The following is a 15,800-nucleotide window of genomic DNA, read 5'->3' on the forward strand; positions in this document are numbered from 1 at the left end:
TCCCACACATGCTGGGCATTGCGGAAGGAAAAGATGCGCTCCTTGGCGCGCGATTTCTCCTCGTCGCGACGTGCGCCGCCAAAGGCCGCGTCGAAGCCGTATTTGTCGAGCGCCTGGCGCAGCGCCACGGTCTTCATGACATGGGTGTGGGTGTTCGAACCATGGTCGAACGGATTGATGTTGTCGCGCACGCCGTCTTCGTTGACATGAACCAGGAGATCGAAGCCGAGTTTCTGCGCCATCTGATCGCGAAAGGCGATCATCTCGCGGAACTTCCACGTCGTGTCGACGTGAAGAAAGGGAAATGGCGGCTTGGCGGGATAAAACGCCTTCATCGCCAGATGCATCAACACGGATGAATCCTTGCCGACCGAATAGAGCATGACCGGCTTGGCAAAGGCGGCCGCAACCTCGCGGAATATATGGATGGACTCGGCCTCAAGCCGCTGAAGATGCGTAAGCGCTGTTGTCATGGACCGTGGGCGTTCTTTCGTATTTCCAACAGAAGACCTGCCTCAAATCATCGAGCTTTTGCGCCCGGTTCGAGCCTTGTTTCTGGACAATCTTCCTCGTGCCGGCGTTCTAGCAGATCGCCGTTGTCAAGAACAATGCAAGACTGGCCCGGCCGCACATGGTTCGAGAATGAATTTTCCACAGATACCATCAAACCCGGAAATTCCTGCCCGCAAGCTCAACAACCGAGAAAACGCGGGGAAAATATTGCTTGAATGGCCGGCTACGGCTTTCAAGCGACTTCCCTTGGCCGACCGTCGCCTGCCGCCGATTTTCGGTGGCAATCCACCAGATACACTATCGAAAACGGGGGGCGGCCGCTATACCAGCTTCGGCAGCGGGCAAGCGCGTTATGAGGCATGGGCAATTTCGAGGCGAGCGCATTCAACTTCGCTAAACAAGATCCGCCGCATGACACTTGCCGAAAACAGCGAGCCCGAAAATTGAACCGGCTTTCATCCCTCACACAGCAATTCTCGCCTTCGCGGATCAACAACTACTTCTCCATCCTTTGCTTCTTTTTTCCACCGGTTCTGGGGTCGGTGGTCAGCTTTGTGTTCAATTGCGGAGGCCTTTCGTCCGCCCTGCTGATTGCTTTAGGGAAAAGGCGCTTCAACGCCGACCGGCCCATGATCTGGATGACGGTCGCGATCTATGCCTACTGCGCCGCCAATCTCCTGGCGTCCATCGTCAACAACTCGTTTGTCCGGGATGCGCCGCATCTTATCCCGCTCGTCACCTTCCTGTTTTTTCCCGTGTCCTATTCGACCTGGAGCAACACGCAGAAAACCACGCTTGCCCGCATCGTCGTGCTTTCCAGCATGGCCGCCTGCTTTGTCGCGCTGCTCATGGCCGTCATCCAGCAATATTGGATTGGCGTCAGGGCGGAGGGGGGAGCCGGAAATCCGATCGTCTTCGCAACCGTCGTCTGCCTTGCCGTGGTGACGTGTGTGGCTGGCGCCTTGTCCAGTATTGAGCAAGCCCGGACACCCCTCTTCTACGCGACACTGGCCGGGACGATCGCCGTCATCTATTCCGGCTCGCGTACCATCTGGCTGGCACTGCTGATTGCCGGCATAGCCGTCATGTTGATCAACCGGCACAGGCTCAGGGGCAGGAATGCCGTTCGCCTGCTGCTGCTGCTGGCGGCAGTCGGCGTCGTGATCGCCGCTTCCAGCTTCCAGGCGATATCCGGGCGGGTCGACTTTTTGCGCTCCGATTGGGGTGCGCTTGGAGCTAGCGGCAACTACGACACCTCGTTGGGAATACGTGTTGCGCTTTGGGAGATCGGCCTCAAAGCATTCCATGACATGCCACTGTTCGGGCACGGTGTGGGTGCAACCCAGCTTCTGATCAAACAGGGCTTTCATGAGCAGTTCGCGATGGACACAGGCTTCAACCATTTCCACAACGGCTTCCTGACCGCCTTGGTGCAAGCAGGAATTCTGGGCGCCGTGACGCTGGCAGCGATCTTTATCGTTGCCGCTGGAAATGCCGCCCGGGTCTTGCGAAGCAGCAGCGATCCGAACGAGCGGTTCGGCGCCACCATGATTGTCGTCGTGGTGATCACCTATCTGACGGCCGGAATGACAGGCATCCTGGTCGGCCATGACATTCTGGACTCGGTGCTGATGGTCTTCCTGGTGAGCGGAACATATCTCGCCTCCGGACGTCATGTTCCTTTGCTGGACGAACCGGCACTTGCACCAGTCACGCAAGACCTGTCTCGGGCAAGGCCATGAAGGTTCTGGTCACGGGCGCGACAGGTTTCATCGGGCGTCTTGTCGTGCGCCACTTACGCGAAGCCGGTGCCGAGCTTCGCCTCGCCTCCCGCCATCCCGAGAGGCTTGGTTCGGAGAACGAGACTGTGCCGATGCCCGGCTTCGATGCGCCGGCCGCCGCCTTCCTGGAACTGACCCGGCATATGACTGACGTCGTCCATTGCGCTGGCCTCAACAATGATCGGGGAAATGCAACCGAAGCCGATTACCAGGCGGCCAATGTGGAACTGAGCGCAAGGCTGGCGCATGCAGCGGCGGCCCAGATAAGCGGACGTTTCATTCATCTCTCCTCGATCCGGGCGGTGATCGGCGCGCACGTCAGCGCAACGATCGACGAGGACACGCTTCCTGCCCCACAATGCGCCTATGGACGCTCGAAGCGCGAAAGCGAGATCACGGTTTTGGACGCCTATGCGTCGCATGGCCGCTCCGACGCCGCCGTGTTGCGCCTGCCTCCGGTCTATGGAAGTGGCATGAGGGGAAATCTGGCAACGCTGATGCGCCTTGCCGATACGCCGCTGCCGCTGCCGACTGGTGCCTTGACCGGAATCCGTTCGCTGATGTCTTCCGAGGCCGCGGTGCGAGCAGTGTCGCACCTGCTCAGCCATTCCGGGCTGCTTCGCCCGATCTATGTCGGCGCCGATGTGCCGCCGGTCGCCCTCGACGCCGTCATCGCCGTCTTTCGCAGAGGTTTGGGGCGGCCTGTGCGCCTGATGGCGATGCCGGCCGGGCTGATACGGCCGGTGGTGGCCGCACTCGGCAGGCGGGCGTTCTGGGACAGCCTGACCGCGACACAAATATGCGACCCCGCCCTGCTGGTATCGCAGGGGTGGACGCCCGAAGCCGGCACGCTTGAGCGGCTGGCCGAGCTGGCGCGGCTCAGCAGATCCTGACTTTCTTGCTTGACCATGATCTTTTCATGGTCTGCTCAGCGGTAGAGCGTTCCAAACAGGATCCGAAGATCGAGCCAGAACGACGCGGTGCGGAGGTAGGCAGCATCCGTTTGCGCCAAGAGCTCCGGGTTAGACATGTCGATGCCCCTGATCTGGGCCAGGCCGGTTATGCCCGGCAGCGCCGCCAAAACCCCCAGCCGCCTGCGACACTCGATCAATTCCGTCTGGGTCGGCAGGCAGGGCCGCGGCCCGACCAGGCTCATTTCCCCCTTCAAGACGTTCCAGAATTGCGGCAGCTCATCGAGCTTGAACTTCCGCAAGACCTTTCCAACCGATGTCACGGAATCCGCCGGCGCCTCATGCGAGGGTAGCGACGGCGTCCCGACATACATCGTGCGCAACTTGTGGCAGCGGAAAAGCCGACCGTCACGGCCGACCCGCACCTGTGAAAAAATAGCCGGGCCCGGCGACGATGCCCGAACGGCAAGGACGGTGAGCGCCAAGACAGGAGATGTCGCCACCAGCAGCAGAGCCGCACCGGCAAGATCGAAGATTTGCTTGGCTGCCTTCATGAACGGCCGATAGTGCTCCCTGCCGAAGTCCCGAGGCAATGCCGCAGGCCAATGCCGTCAATCCGGTCGACGTAGCATGAGCCGATCTCTTGACCAAGCGCGCCACGCAGCCGTCGCAATGTTCAGATGCGCCCCAGGACGAAGGCGAGATAGAGCCCCAGGTTTCCGGAAACGGTCTGCCGATAGACGCCGCTTCGGCGCAAGCCTGCCAAGCGGCGGAAAAGGCCGCCGTCGCGCCCGCGGGTGAAAAGGTCGAGGCACACCATCGCGTCCTCGGTCAGGAGGTCGCGATTGACGGCAAGACCGTCAAGGTTGAGGTCCGTCCAGCCGGCGAATTCCCCCTTAAACAGGCGGCCAAGCCGGGACACCCTTGCTTTCCAGGATACGTTGGCGCCGACCAGGTTTGCCGCATGCTGCCGGTAGCGCACCAGCGGCCGCGGATCGTAGCGGACGATGCCGCCGGCGGCGGTCACGATGAGATAGGCCCACCAGTCGTGGCTGACGAACCCGGTCCGCATGCAGGCCCTGGCCAGCAGGTTGCGTGCCGCTGCGTTGAGCAGGATGGTGTTGCCGCCGGCGATGCTTTGCACAAGCGCGTTGCGAAAGGTTGGCGGCCGGGCAAACAAAGGCGAATGGCCGACAAGGCTTCCTGTTTCCGTCATGGTCGCGGTTCGCGAACAAAACATCAGCGGGATTTTCGCATCCTGGGTCCGCATCCAGTCGATAGCGCTCTCCAGCCTGTCGGGCTCCCAGATATCGTCCTGGTCGCAGAAGGCATAGCAGTCCGCCTCGATGCGTCGATCGACGATCATGGAGCGGAAATTGGCGGCGAAGCCTTGCCGCGGCCCCTCGACGAGCGTCATTCGACACTTGGGCCGCCAGCGGGATTTCCATGCCTCGATGATGGCGGTCGTGCCATCGACGGAGCCATCGTCGGATATCCACAGGTCGACCAGAGGGTGCGACTGCTCGAGCAGGGACTGCAGCTGCTCCTCGATGAAGGCGGCGCCGTCTTTCGTGCCCATCAGGACCGCGATGCGCAGATCATCTTTGCTCACGAGCAAGATCGCTTTCTGATTCTGATTGGATCTATCTCTTTGATTTGGCGCAATTCCCAAAGGTAAGCGCCGTGCGCTTTTCCCGGAATTGTTCTAGGTCGCCTGCCCGGCCGTCTTCGGAATCGCGTCTTGACGTGCACTTGCCCTGGCCTTCTTGGCGCGGTCGAGACCTGCCAATGCGGCGAGCGCGGCAGCCTTGTCCTGGTTTTTCGCCGACTGCTGCAGCGCCGTGAGCGCGACCTGGACATCCGACCATTCCACGACGTCCGTGCTGAGGCCGAAAATCTTCGAGATGCCGAGTTCGACGAGTTCCTCGTCTTCGCCATGCAGCGTTTCGTGGAGTTTTTCACCCGGCCTTATGCCGGTGAACCGGATCGCGACGTCCTTGTATGGGCTCTTTCCGGACAAGCGGATCATCGTTTCGGCCACTTCAAGGATCGGTACCGGCTTGCCCATGTCGAGCATATAGACGGCATAATCGTCTCCGCTCTGCCGCGACGCGGCATCGGCCGCCGACATGATGACGAGATCGACGGCTTCGGCCACGGTCATGAAATAGCGTGTCATGCGCCGGTCGGTGATGGTGACGGGCCCTCCGGCCTCGATCTGCGCCTGGAATATGGTCGCCACCGAACCATTGCTGCCGAAGACGTTGCCGAACCGCACTGCAATGAACTTGGTGGCCGGGCGACGCCCGCTTGTCTCGCCTGCCGGCGTGCCATGCAAGGCGCTGATGATCTGTTCGGCGGCCCGCTTCGTCATGCCGAGCACTGACGAGGGATCCACCGCCTTGTCGCTCGATATCAGGACAAATTGCGCAACCCCGCACTTGGCGGCGACCTCGGCACAGACGAGCGTTCCGAAGATATTGGTCTGGATGGCCGAATCCCAGTTTTCCTCGAGCAGCGGAACATGCTTGAGGGCCGCGGCATGAAAGATGATGTCCGGCCGGAATTCCGTGACGACACGCGTTATCTGGCGCCGGTCCGCGACATCGACGATGCGGACCTTGAGGCGGTCGTGGTCCTTCTCGTCAACATACTGGCTCAGCTGGAAAATGCCGAACTCGGAGTTGTCGGCGACCAGCACCGCCTCGGCTCCGAGTTCCAGCGACCGCCTGACCAGCGTCTGACCGATAGAACCGGCACCGCCGGTCACCAGAACGCGTTTGCCGCCGACAAAGGCGCCGATACGCTGGATATCGGACGCGACCGTCGGCCGGCGCAGGATCGTTTCCATCTCGACGGTGTCGAGAACCAGCTTTCCGTGCTGTTCCAACTCCGAAAGGCCTGAGAACTGCACCACATTTATGTCCCCGTGCCGGGCAATGCGCACAAGTTCCGAATAGTCCTCGATTTCGTGCTCGGCGCCGCTGCCGAAAATCAGCAAGTCCAGGCTCTTGGTGCCGGTCGCATAGTCTTCCAGGACATCGATCAGGCGCGGCATTGTCGCCACCACGGGAACACCTTGAATCCGCGTGCCCAACGGTGCGCCGCGCTCGGTGGCCATGATGCCTGCGATGGAATAGTCCGCCGGTTGCGCCGTGCGCGTGAAGCGAATGATCAGGTCGGCCTCGCCGAGCCGGCCGACAAACAGAGCGCGCTTGGCCTGCTGGTCGGTCTTGCGGCTCAGAATCCCCCAGCTCGCGCCGTCACGCAGGAAGCGGTAGAACAGCCGGGGTGCCGATATGATGGTGAAGGAGACGAGGAAGAAGACGATGAACTGACGCTCGTTGAGCCCCGCCACCGGCCGGTAAAAACGCAGCAGCAGCGACGCCATGTAAAGAGTGAACGTCAAAATCGCGCAGCTCTTCAGGATGTTGAAAAAGTCCGGCGTCGAGGCGAAGCGCCAGACAGTGGTGTAAAGGCCACTGTAGCGGAACAACAAATGGCTGATGACGACGATGCCCGCCCATGTCGCCAGACCCTCGTTGGAGAACGCTTCGAACGAAAGATTCGACCGCGAAAGAATAAGGCTGAGTGCCACGGCGACCAGGACCATGACCACGTCCTGGACCATGATGAAGGCGCGCCGCATCTGTGGCCTGAGCCCGAACACAGCTTCTAGATGGGAATTCATTGGACGGCACTAGACTCCAGGCTCAAGGGCATCGACACCAGCGAAGTGCGAACACGAAGATACTTCGCGATCAATCACCTTACCCACGTGCCATCCCCGACCCCCGCCGTCCTGTATCGCATACTGCGGGTGCGAGGGCATAGCCAGAGGTTTTTTCGGACAAGAGCGTGAATACGAGTAAGCTTGACGCCCTGTTACTGGATCGGTGGAGTCCGATCGGTGCGTTGCGATTTGGACACTGCCGCCGCGTCAGCGTTGTTTCGGTTTTGCCGCAATTGACTCTGCTCTCGACCTCGCTACGACGCAACTGGTCGAAATGGCTATGAAGGCCAAGTTTGCGGGTCGAGTGCGTGCAGAGGACAAAGCTACCAGAGGTGGGGCGCGGGCGCGCCACATTATAGTCATAACATGTCGCGACATGATGGCACGCTGGCCATTTCCATACTGGGACGGCCTTCAGAGACGTAATGACTCGGTTGCAGCTTCCAAAACCGGCGTAGAGTACAGGCAAGGCTCATGATCGCAGAAGCCAGCTCTGTGGCTTGCCCATCCATGGGATACAATTATGGCTGTTGCCGCGACGACAATGAAGAGTTCGAAGTTAAAGCGAGAAAGCCAGGGCGAGCGCACCTGCTTGATGGTTCTTGGCATGCATCGGTCCGGCACCAGCGCGTTGGCCGGCGTGCTTCAACTGCTGGGTGTTGCTCCACCAAAGAACTTGATTCCCGCCGACGAAAGCAACCGGACAGGTTATTGGGAACCATTGCATCTGGCCCTGCTGAACGAGCAGCTCTTGCTCGAACTTGGTAGCCGGTGGGACGATTGGAGGCCGGTCCGGGTCGAGGAACTGTCGGCAAGCCGGTTAAGATTCTACCACGACGAGATCGCTCGCCTACTCGATGGCGAATATGGCGGCATGCCAACGATCGTGCTCAAGGAGCCGCGGATTTCGCGCATTGTGCCGATCTATCAGCAACTGCTTACATCGCTCAGGTACAAGACTGACTATGTAACGATCACTCGCAATCCACTGTCGGTCGCCAAATCGCTGGCAAAGCGCGACGGAATGGATCTGGGATTCGCCTCCCTCGTTTGGCTGAACTACGTTCTGGCCTCCGAGAGAAGCACTAGGAATTCACCTCGTGTCTTCTTGTCGTACGAGTCGATGGTTCGAGATTTCGGGCCTGCCCTGGAGAAGATCTCAGAACGATTTTCGATCGAATGGCCGCGCAAGATTAGCTCTGTCGAGAAAGAAATTGCAGCTTATCTGTCGACTGATCACCAGCACCATCTGGCGAGCGTCGACTTGCTCATGGCTAATGATGGCGTGCCGGATCTGGTCAAGCGAGCCTATGTTGCCATGCTCGACCTCGAGGAAGACGCGTCTTCGCCAGCAGCGACCGCCGAACTCGATGCAATCTATGACGAATTTGAGGACAGTTGGCTGCCGGCTGGCCAAGTCATGTTTGCCGAATTGCTGGCGCGTGAGACCAAGGCGCGCCTCGCGCCGACAACCGATTACGCCGCCACAGAGTTAAGACTGGTCGGCAATGTCCGGGCGCTGATGTCTCAAGTCGATCAACTTAGCGCGGAACGCGATGCGTTGAAATCAAAGATCGTAGCGATGGTTGAGGACCAGAACCCAATGGAAGGGCAGGCGGTCGAGGGTGAGATAAGAGCAGAGCGACTGAAGTCAAGCGAGTTGGCCACCGAGTTGGCCACAAGGATCGGTGAGATTGCGAGCTTGAATGCCGAACTCTCAACGCGCTCGGCGCAACTCGCAGATTCGAGACAGGAAATCGCAAGGTATGTCAGCCAGATGTCAGCTCTCCAGGCAGATTTGAGATCGCTCACCGAGCAGTACGACAGCCGGGGCCTGGACGTTTCGACCCTGAGGGACCAAGCAGAACAACTGCGATTGGAGATCGCCGCCAAGTCAAGCGAGTTGGCCACGAGAATCGATGAGATCGCGAGCTTGAATGCCGAGCTCTCAACGCGCTCGGCACAACTCACAGATGCGAGACAGGAAATCGCAAAGCATGTCAGCCAGATGTCAGCTCTCCAAGCGGATTTAGGATCGCTCACCGAGCAGTACGACAAGCAGGGCCTTGACGTTTCGGCCCTGAGAGGCCAATTGGCGGCCGTGACGGAAAGCCTTCAGGCAGCGGCGCGCGAGCTAACGCTTATCCACGAGAGCAAATCGTGGAAAGTTGCGAAAGCATTGTCAAAGCTTGCTTTGCCGATCCGAAAGATTGGCGCAGACACACGAGGCACGGATAAGTGAGCGCAAAACAGAAGACATCAGCAGATATCTACGTTTTCGATGTCGACCCGAATTCGGACACGGCTGCGGCAAATGTGTTGCGGTTAGTCGGCAGGGATAAGGATGTCCTCGAAATCGGCGCCGGACCGGGGTCGATCGCCAAGCCACTGATAGCTCTGAACGGCTGTCGGGTTACCGCGCTCGAATATGATCCGAACTGCATTCCGATCCTGAAGAGCTTTTGCGTCGACGCGGTCCAGGGCGATCTCAACACGCCAGGATGGGGCGAGGTCTTCGGTGAGCGACGCTTCGATGCCGTCGTCATCGCGGATGTGCTCGAGCATCTGGTCAATCCCTGGGAGACATTGAGGGAGGTCACCCGCTATCTGCGGCCTGGCGGCAGCGTGGTCTCGTCGATCCCCAACGCCAATCATGCCGCAATGATGGCGATGATGCTTGATGACAATGTCGACTACCGGGACTGGGGCCTTCTCGATCGCACACATATCCGCTTCTTTGGCGCCAAGAACCTTCAGCACCTCTTCCGCCAAGCCAATCTGAAGATCGTCGACGCGCTCTTTGTCGTGCGGACGCCCGAGATGACAGAGTTCGCCGAGAACTGGAAGAAAACGCCCGAACAAGTCCGGGCAGCTTTGGAACTCGGCGCCTATTCGCAGATCTATCAGACGGTCGTGAAGGCAGAACTGGCGAACTCGCCGAAGAATGAGTTTGTCCTGCTCGATCGCGCGCCCCCGAAAATCGGCAAGCCTGTTTCGAATTTGCCGTTTGTCCCGCCGCCACACTATTCGCCACAGCAGCGACCGACGTTCAGAACGATGGTTGGCCGCATGCTCGGCCCGACCGGCCGTCGCATCGTGAAGTCGATCCTGAGCATGCGATAATGGCGCTGCGTTATGTTGCCTACTATCTGCCGCAGTTCCATCCGTTCCCCGAGAACGATGAATGGTGGGGCAAAGGGTTCACCGAATGGACCAACGTTGCGAAGGCGGAGCCGCTCTACGATGGCCATAATCAACCGCGCTATCCGACCGATTTCGGCTACTACGACCTTCGCGTCCTGGACACCATCCGCGATCAGGCCGAGGTCGCTAGGGAGCACGGGATCGACGCTTTCTGCTTTCACTACTACTGGTTCGACGGCCACCGGCTGATGGAGAAGCCGGTCGATGCTTTCCTGACCGACAAGAGCATCGACATGGGCTTCTGCCTGTGCTGGGCGAACGAAAACTGGACCCGCCGATGGGACGCCGCCGAGCACGAGGTTCTAATCGCGCAGACCTATGGTCCGGATTGGGAGTTGCGCTTCATCGAAAGCCTCTTTCCCTATTTCAAGGATCCCCGCTATCTGCGGGTCGATGGCAAGCCGTTGCTGGTCGTCTACCGGCCGCAGCATCTTCCTGACGCCAAGGCCGCAGGTAAGCGCTGGCGGGAGCATTGCCGCAAGATGGGTATCGGCGAAATTCACATCGTGAACGCGCTCGTTCACGGCAATAACGACTACGAGCAGTATGAGTTCGACGCAGGCGTCGAGTTCCCGCCGCACAACATGAAATTCCATGGTGTGAAGGAGATCGTGCCGACCTATAAGCCATTCGAAGGCTACCCGGTCGAATATGCCAACGTTGCGCGCGATTTCCTATCGAGGGACCATAGCCGCAAGCGGATCTATCGAACCGTTTTCCCCGATTGGGACAATACGGCCCGGGTAAAGAATCGCTCATTGATCGTTCTTGGCTCCACCGTTGCAAATTATGAGCGCTGGCTGCGGGGATCGAGTTCGCTGACGCGCGCCAATCGCGCGGAAGGCGATCAACTGGTCTTCATCAATGCTTGGAACGAATGGGCCGAGGGATGCTATCTCGAACCAGACCGGAGACACGGCCGGGGGTTCCTGGAGGCCACGCTTCGCGTGAAAAATGGCATGTCGATGGTTGACGATATTTACGACGTTGCGCCGGAACGCGTGCGGTTCGAACTCAGGCAGCAATTAGCGGCGATCCCCGAGGAAGCCAGGGACGCCGAAATCGCAAAGCTCCGTGCCGCAAAAATCCGGGAAGTCGCTGACCTCGATGGCAAGGTGACTTTGCTCAAGCAGGAAGCCAGCCGCTTGCAGTCCGGGAATGAAACCGCTCCTGAGCCGCAGCGCGAAATCACGGAAACTGCGGCGAGAAGCATTCAAAAGGCGCGGGACGCCCAAGCGGTTGAGCAACCTCAGCCGAAGCTGACGACGACGAGCCCGGCGGTCCTGACGATGCCTGAACCCGGTTCGATCAAGGTGCCCCTGAAGTTCAGGGTGGCGCACCGGCTTTACGACAGGCCAATGATGTTCAAGGCCGTCCGCTTTGCCTATCGTGCCGCGAAACGCGTGGTTAATCCGTCCTCTGCAACCGAGCCGGCGCAAAAAAAAAAAGTAATCGCTGATCTCCCGGACCAGGTTGCGATGGCCTCTAGTCGTCACCAGTTGGAAGGGCACGATGTCCAGGAGGTTTCGCTCGAATCCATTGGCAGGGTGGCGTCGAGCAAACAAGAAATGCTCACTTCGAACGAGGATTGCATTTGGACCGCGTTCTCTCCCTGCAACGTCGAGGCTGAACTAGCTCCGCGACTGCACGTCGCGAAAGGCGTGGTCAATGGCGACGAATTCGCTCGCATGCTGAAGACGGTTCCCTATGAGGCAGCGCCATTGCGGTTCGGTCGGTTTCACAATTGTGTGGCGCATCCGATCGCCGTGGCTCTCGTCACCCGGAACAACCAGGTCATCGCCGAAACGATGCGCATCTACCGCTATGTCAGGTCGCAAGTGACAGAGCTTGAATATTTGGTGGAAGACGATGCAGGCGCGCATCTGAAGGCTGAAACAGCGACCGAGATCGATGCGGACGTGATCATTCCCATGCACTACTCCCAAGCGTTCGGCCATGTGGTCTTTGATATGGTTCCACAATTGTTGGCGTTTCGTGATGAGATCATTGCTGAGCGGTTGCGTGTTGTCCTGTCGACGAAAGCGCCAAAATGGTTGATCAGGATGCTGTCGGTCTGGGGCTTCCTTCCACACCATTTTCTTATCCTCGACGCGGCCAGCACCGCTGTCTACAAGTTCCGTTCGGCCATTGTCTCCAATGCTCTGACCACGTTCACCACGTTCTTCCCGCATCCGGAAACAGCCGATCTGATGTCGCGAACGCTCGTGCTTCCCCCGGCGGTTCAAGACTATCGTGCCAGACGGATATATCTCGGGCGTTCAAGCGAAACCACAAATTCCGGTAGGACGATAGCCAACGAAGCCGCGCTTCAGGCTGCGCTGGTCAAGCGTGGTTTCAAGGTCATCGATCCGGCCGTGCTGGCTTATTCGGACCAGATCGACCTTTTCACAGATGCCGAAATTATCGTCGGAGCGCATGGGTCCGCCTTTGCCAACCTGATATGGTCGAAGGCGGGAACGGTGGTTTTCGACTTGATGCCCGACGCCTGGATCAATTTCTGGGGTGCCGGCGGCGGAGTAGTCGAATTATGGATCAGCCGTATCTGTGCCCTGAAGAAGTTCGACTACAATGTCATATTATGTGACTCTAATGGATCATCTGAAACGTGGCAGCCAAAGACCTATGCCATGCAGTCCACGGTTGACGTTGAAGTGGCCATGGACCACATCGATCAGGCGATAAAAGAGCTACACAAGGCCACCCGATGATTAGTCAGCGCGATTTTCAGGTCTTGTCCAATCTTGTTCGCAGGGACGTGAGCAGCAGGTTCAAGGGTTCGTTTTTCGGGATTGGTTGGGCGCTGTTAACGCCGTTGCTCACCCTTTCCGTTTTCACCCTGATGTTTGGCTCCGTGTTCGGCGTCAAATGGGCCGCCGCAGGTGCCAACCAGAACCACTCCGTCGGATTCTTTGCGCTTGCCCTGTTTTGTGGCCTCATGTTTTTCAACTTCTATGCCGAGGTTCTGTCCAAATCGACGGGGGCTATATTGAACAACGCGACCTTCGTGAAAAAGATCGTCTTTCCGATCGAAATTCTGCCGGCGGTGGTCACCGGTTCCGCGATGGTGCAACTCGGAATCAGTCTGGCCGTGCTGCTGGTCTTTACCCTGATCATAACCGGAAGCCTGTCGCTCTATATCTTGCTCGCTCCCCTTACGATTGTTCCTTTCGTCCTGCTGGTGCAGGGAATTGCGTGGGTCTTGGCCTCTCTGGGGGTCTATTTTCGCGACATCAGCCAGATGATCGGTCCGGTTCTGACGGCGTCCATGTTTCTCTCGCCCATGTTCACGCCCCGAACATCGATGCCGGAATGGCTTCGGCCCTGGGTGGTTTTAAACCCGCTGACGGTGCCGATCGAAAATTTCCGTGCCGTCGTCCTCATGGATACCCTGCCTTCATGGTGGGCGCTGGCCGCCTATTTCTGCGTTGCCTTGATCGTCGCGCTGCTAGGCAGGCTGTTCTTCGAGAAGACACGAGGGGGATTTGCCGATGTCATCTGAGCGCGATAGCCGGCCCTTTGCGATCAAGGTTCGCAACGTCACCAAGCGATACACGATGTTCGAGCGGCCGGAAGACCGCTTCAAGCAGATGATCGTGCCGCGATTGGAACGTTTAGTGGGCATGCAACCCCGCCGCTATTACAAGGACTTCGCGGCTCTCAACGACATCTCCTTCGAACTCGGCCACGGCCAAGTGATTGGCATCATTGGCCGTAATGGATCGGGAAAATCCACGCTGCTGCAAGTGATCTGCGGAACGCTTCCACCGACCAGCGGTACGGTTGAAGTCAACGGCCGGATCGCGGCCTTGCTTGAACTCGGTGCCGGCTTCAATCGCGAATTCACCGGGCGTGAGAATGTCCACCTCAATGCCTCCATTCTCGGCGTCCCACGGGAGGAGATGGCCTGGCGTTTCGAGCAGATCGAAAGATTTGCGGAGATCGGCGACTTCATCGATCAGCCCGTCAAGACCTATTCGTCCGGCATGTATATGCGACTTGCCTTCGCTACCGCGATCAATGTCGATCCCGACATCCTGGTCGTCGACGAAGCGCTTGGGGTGGGCGATGAGGCGTTCCAGCGCAAATGCATGGCCCGCATCGAGCAGATCAAGGACGCCGGAGCTACTATCCTGTTTACCTCGCATGGCGCCCAGACGATCATTCAATTGTGTACCAGCGCAATTCTCATCGATGGCGGCGAGAAGATATTGGAGGGCACACCCAAGCGGGTGGCCAGCCAATATCAGCGGCTTGTCAATCTTCGTGGCGAAGAGGCCAGACAAGTGCGTGAAGAGATCAAGACGCTTGCCGGCACTAGCGATTCGGACGGCCCGCCGGTGATTGGCAATCATGCACCAGCGACGAAGTTGCCGACGCAGAGACCCGAACAGTCGGAGATCGTTGATGATGGTTTTTGGGACCCTGCGCTTACCAGCCAGACCATCACGCCCTATGAAGAGACTGGTGGGCGCATTGCCGACGTGCGGATTGTCAACACCGGTGGGGAAATGGTCAACGTGCTGACCCAAGGCTGTGTCTACGCGGTGCAATATACCTTCACTGCAACCACGGACGTCGACGATCTCGCGTTTGGCACCCTGTTCAAATCCCCTTACGGTGTGGAACTGTGTGGGGGAAATACTGATCGGGTGCCGGATCTTCGGCTGAAGAGCTTAGGGGTAGGCGAGTCTGTGCAGGTCAACTTTGAGTTTAAGTGCCTGCTACGGGCCGGAGTTTATTTCATCAACGTTGGAGCGATGGGGAATGCAAATTTTGAAAGACAATACCTTCATCGCATACTTGATGCCGTGATCTTCAAGGTTATGCCGGCCCCGGATGAGATTGACTACGGCTTCTTCAGCCTGGGAATGACCTTCAAGTTGACCCCCGCTGATTTGACCTCGGACACGCCCCTAGTTCGCAAGATTGCAGCCGCCTGAATTTGTTCCGCATCCATTCGGGGCACCGTTCGATGACCAACGATCAAAGACTTCCAAGCGCTTATCATCGCACGGACGCCATCGCCCGAGCGATGGAGTCAGGCGACCATCGCCAGATCATCGGTGGAATGTGGGATGAAATCGGCCGCTTGCAATTCGACTTGCTGGTCGATAATGGCCTGCAGCCCCGTCACAGGCTGATTGACCTTGGCTGCGGCAGTTTCCGGGGCGGGGTCCACTTCGCCAATTATCTTGACGCGGGTAATTATTTCGGCGCGGACATAAATGCTAGCATCATGGACGCCGGATACGACAGGGAACTGGCGCCGTTGGGACTGGCCAACAAAGTGCCGCGGGCCAATCTGCTGGTGACCGGTGATTTTGACGTTGGCAAATTGGGTACCACGTTCGACTACGCCTTGGCCTTGTCGCTGTTCACGCACCTGCCAATCAACCTCATTCGAACTTGCCTTGAGAAGCTTCGGCCGACAATGGCGACTGACGGTAGGTTGTTCGCGACTTTTTTTGTGTGTGATGATGGCCTGCCATTGTGGCGGCCTATCTCACATCCGAGAGGCGGCATAACCACTTACGGTGACGCGGACCCGTATCATTATAAGGTCGCCGACATTGAGTTTATGGCGGGATCGACAGGCTGGCACATCGAAAGAGAAGTTCGCTTCGATCATCCTCGAAG

General features: G+C 58.5%; 13 protein-coding genes. 9 read left to right on the forward strand and 4 right to left on the reverse strand.

Annotated features, from left to right (window positions below; all coding sequences use genetic code 11):
* Positions 1–473: sulfate adenylyltransferase subunit CysD (gene cysD / locus EN884_RS04705; protein ID WP_128360484.1), on the reverse strand; the 473-nt coding region annotated here is incomplete at its 3' end.
* On the opposite strand from cysD, the gene EN884_RS04710 reads away from it, so the two are divergent.
* The 3 genes from EN884_RS04710 to EN884_RS04720 all read left to right on the forward strand — a co-directional run bounded on the left by EN884_RS04710 (position 472) and on the right by EN884_RS04720 (position 3,187).
* Positions 472–960 (forward strand): hypothetical protein, encoded by a 489-nt coding sequence (locus EN884_RS04710; RefSeq protein WP_127224166.1) that lies wholly within the window; start codon positions 472–474, stop codon positions 958–960. The two genes, cysD and EN884_RS04710, sit on opposite strands and share 2 nt — an antisense overlap.
* 95 nt (positions 961–1,055) lie before the next feature.
* Complete coding sequence (locus tag EN884_RS04715; RefSeq protein ID WP_164745775.1) at positions 1,056–2,255, forward strand: O-antigen ligase; 1,200 nt, start codon at positions 1,056–1,058, stop codon at positions 2,253–2,255.
* Entirely contained in the window at positions 2,252–3,187 is a 936-nt protein-coding gene (locus tag EN884_RS04720; protein ID WP_013532713.1) for an NAD-dependent epimerase/dehydratase family protein, read from the forward strand. Before EN884_RS04715 ends, EN884_RS04720 begins: the two co-directional genes overlap by 4 nt.
* A 35-nt stretch (positions 3,188–3,222) precedes the next feature.
* On the opposite strand, the gene EN884_RS04725 is transcribed toward EN884_RS04720, so the two are convergent.
* The 3 genes from EN884_RS04725 to EN884_RS04735 all read right to left on the reverse strand — a co-directional run bounded on the left by EN884_RS04725 (position 3,223) and on the right by EN884_RS04735 (position 6,896).
* Positions 3,223–3,759 carry a sugar transferase gene (locus EN884_RS04725; RefSeq protein WP_013532714.1) on the reverse strand — a complete coding sequence of 179 codons (537 nt, stop codon included), beginning with the start codon at positions 3,757–3,759 and terminating at the stop codon, positions 3,223–3,225.
* A gap of 122 nt (positions 3,760–3,881) precedes the next feature.
* The gene (locus tag EN884_RS04730; RefSeq protein ID WP_013532715.1) at positions 3,882–4,817 is read right to left on the reverse strand and encodes a glycosyltransferase family 2 protein; all 936 of its coding nucleotides are present in this window, start codon (positions 4,815–4,817) and stop codon (positions 3,882–3,884) included.
* Between the two features lie 93 nt (positions 4,818–4,910).
* Positions 4,911–6,896: a nucleoside-diphosphate sugar epimerase/dehydratase gene (locus tag EN884_RS04735; RefSeq protein ID WP_063167692.1), complete on the reverse strand. Its 1,986-nt coding sequence runs from the start codon at positions 6,894–6,896 to the stop codon at positions 4,911–4,913.
* Positions 6,897–7,461: 565 nt separating this feature from the next.
* On the opposite strand from EN884_RS04735, the gene EN884_RS04740 reads away from it, so the two are divergent.
* From EN884_RS04740 to EN884_RS04765, 6 genes are all read left to right on the forward strand, one after another.
* The gene (locus EN884_RS04740) at positions 7,462–9,180 is read left to right on the forward strand and encodes a sulfotransferase family protein (protein ID WP_013532717.1); all 1,719 of its coding nucleotides are present in this window, start codon (positions 7,462–7,464) and stop codon (positions 9,178–9,180) included.
* Positions 9,177–10,061 carry a class I SAM-dependent methyltransferase gene (locus EN884_RS04745; protein WP_013532718.1) on the forward strand — a complete coding sequence of 295 codons (885 nt, stop codon included), beginning with the start codon at positions 9,177–9,179 and terminating at the stop codon, positions 10,059–10,061. Before EN884_RS04740 ends, EN884_RS04745 begins: the two co-directional genes overlap by 4 nt.
* Positions 10,061–12,871 carry a glycoside hydrolase family 99-like domain-containing protein gene (locus tag EN884_RS04750; protein WP_013532719.1) on the forward strand — a complete coding sequence of 937 codons (2,811 nt, stop codon included), beginning with the start codon at positions 10,061–10,063 and terminating at the stop codon, positions 12,869–12,871. The genes EN884_RS04745 and EN884_RS04750 overlap by 1 nt, the downstream gene beginning before the upstream one ends.
* On the forward strand, positions 12,868–13,662 hold the full coding sequence (locus EN884_RS04755) for an ABC transporter permease (protein ID WP_013532720.1): 795 nt from the start codon (positions 12,868–12,870) through the stop codon (positions 13,660–13,662). The genes EN884_RS04750 and EN884_RS04755 overlap by 4 nt, the downstream gene beginning before the upstream one ends.
* The gene (locus EN884_RS04760; protein WP_013532721.1) at positions 13,652–15,103 is read left to right on the forward strand and encodes an ABC transporter ATP-binding protein; all 1,452 of its coding nucleotides are present in this window, start codon (positions 13,652–13,654) and stop codon (positions 15,101–15,103) included. The genes EN884_RS04755 and EN884_RS04760 overlap by 11 nt, the downstream gene beginning before the upstream one ends.
* Before the next feature lie 32 nt (positions 15,104–15,135).
* The coding region (locus EN884_RS04765; RefSeq protein ID WP_128360485.1) for a class I SAM-dependent methyltransferase at positions 15,136–15,800 on the forward strand (665 nt) is incomplete at its 3' end.

Source organism: Mesorhizobium sp. M7A.F.Ca.AU.001.01.1.1, assembly GCF_004022735.1.
Taxonomy (GTDB): Bacteria; Pseudomonadota; Alphaproteobacteria; order Rhizobiales; family Rhizobiaceae; genus Mesorhizobium; species Mesorhizobium ciceri.

Bases quoted from the DNA above. Each gene is read 5' to 3' on its own strand.
- EN884_RS04710 (WP_127224166.1), top strand. From the start codon at position 472: ATGGACCGTGGGCGTTCTTTCGTATTTCCAACAGAAGACCTGCCTCAA.
- EN884_RS04720 (WP_013532713.1), top strand. From the start codon at position 2,252: ATGAAGGTTCTGGTCACGGGCGCGACAGGTTTCATCGGGCGTCTTGTC.
- EN884_RS04725 (WP_013532714.1), bottom strand. From the start codon at position 3,759: ATGAAGGCAGCCAAGCAAATCTTCGATCTTGCCGGTGCGGCTCTGCTG.
- EN884_RS04735 (WP_063167692.1), bottom strand. From the start codon at position 6,896: ATGAATTCCCATCTAGAAGCTGTGTTCGGGCTCAGGCCACAGATGCGG.
- EN884_RS04740 (WP_013532717.1), top strand. From the start codon at position 7,462: ATGGCTGTTGCCGCGACGACAATGAAGAGTTCGAAGTTAAAGCGAGAA.
- EN884_RS04750 (WP_013532719.1), top strand. From the start codon at position 10,061: ATGGCGCTGCGTTATGTTGCCTACTATCTGCCGCAGTTCCATCCGTTC.
- EN884_RS04755 (WP_013532720.1), top strand. From the start codon at position 12,868: ATGATTAGTCAGCGCGATTTTCAGGTCTTGTCCAATCTTGTTCGCAGG.
- EN884_RS04760 (WP_013532721.1), top strand. From the start codon at position 13,652: ATGTCATCTGAGCGCGATAGCCGGCCCTTTGCGATCAAGGTTCGCAAC.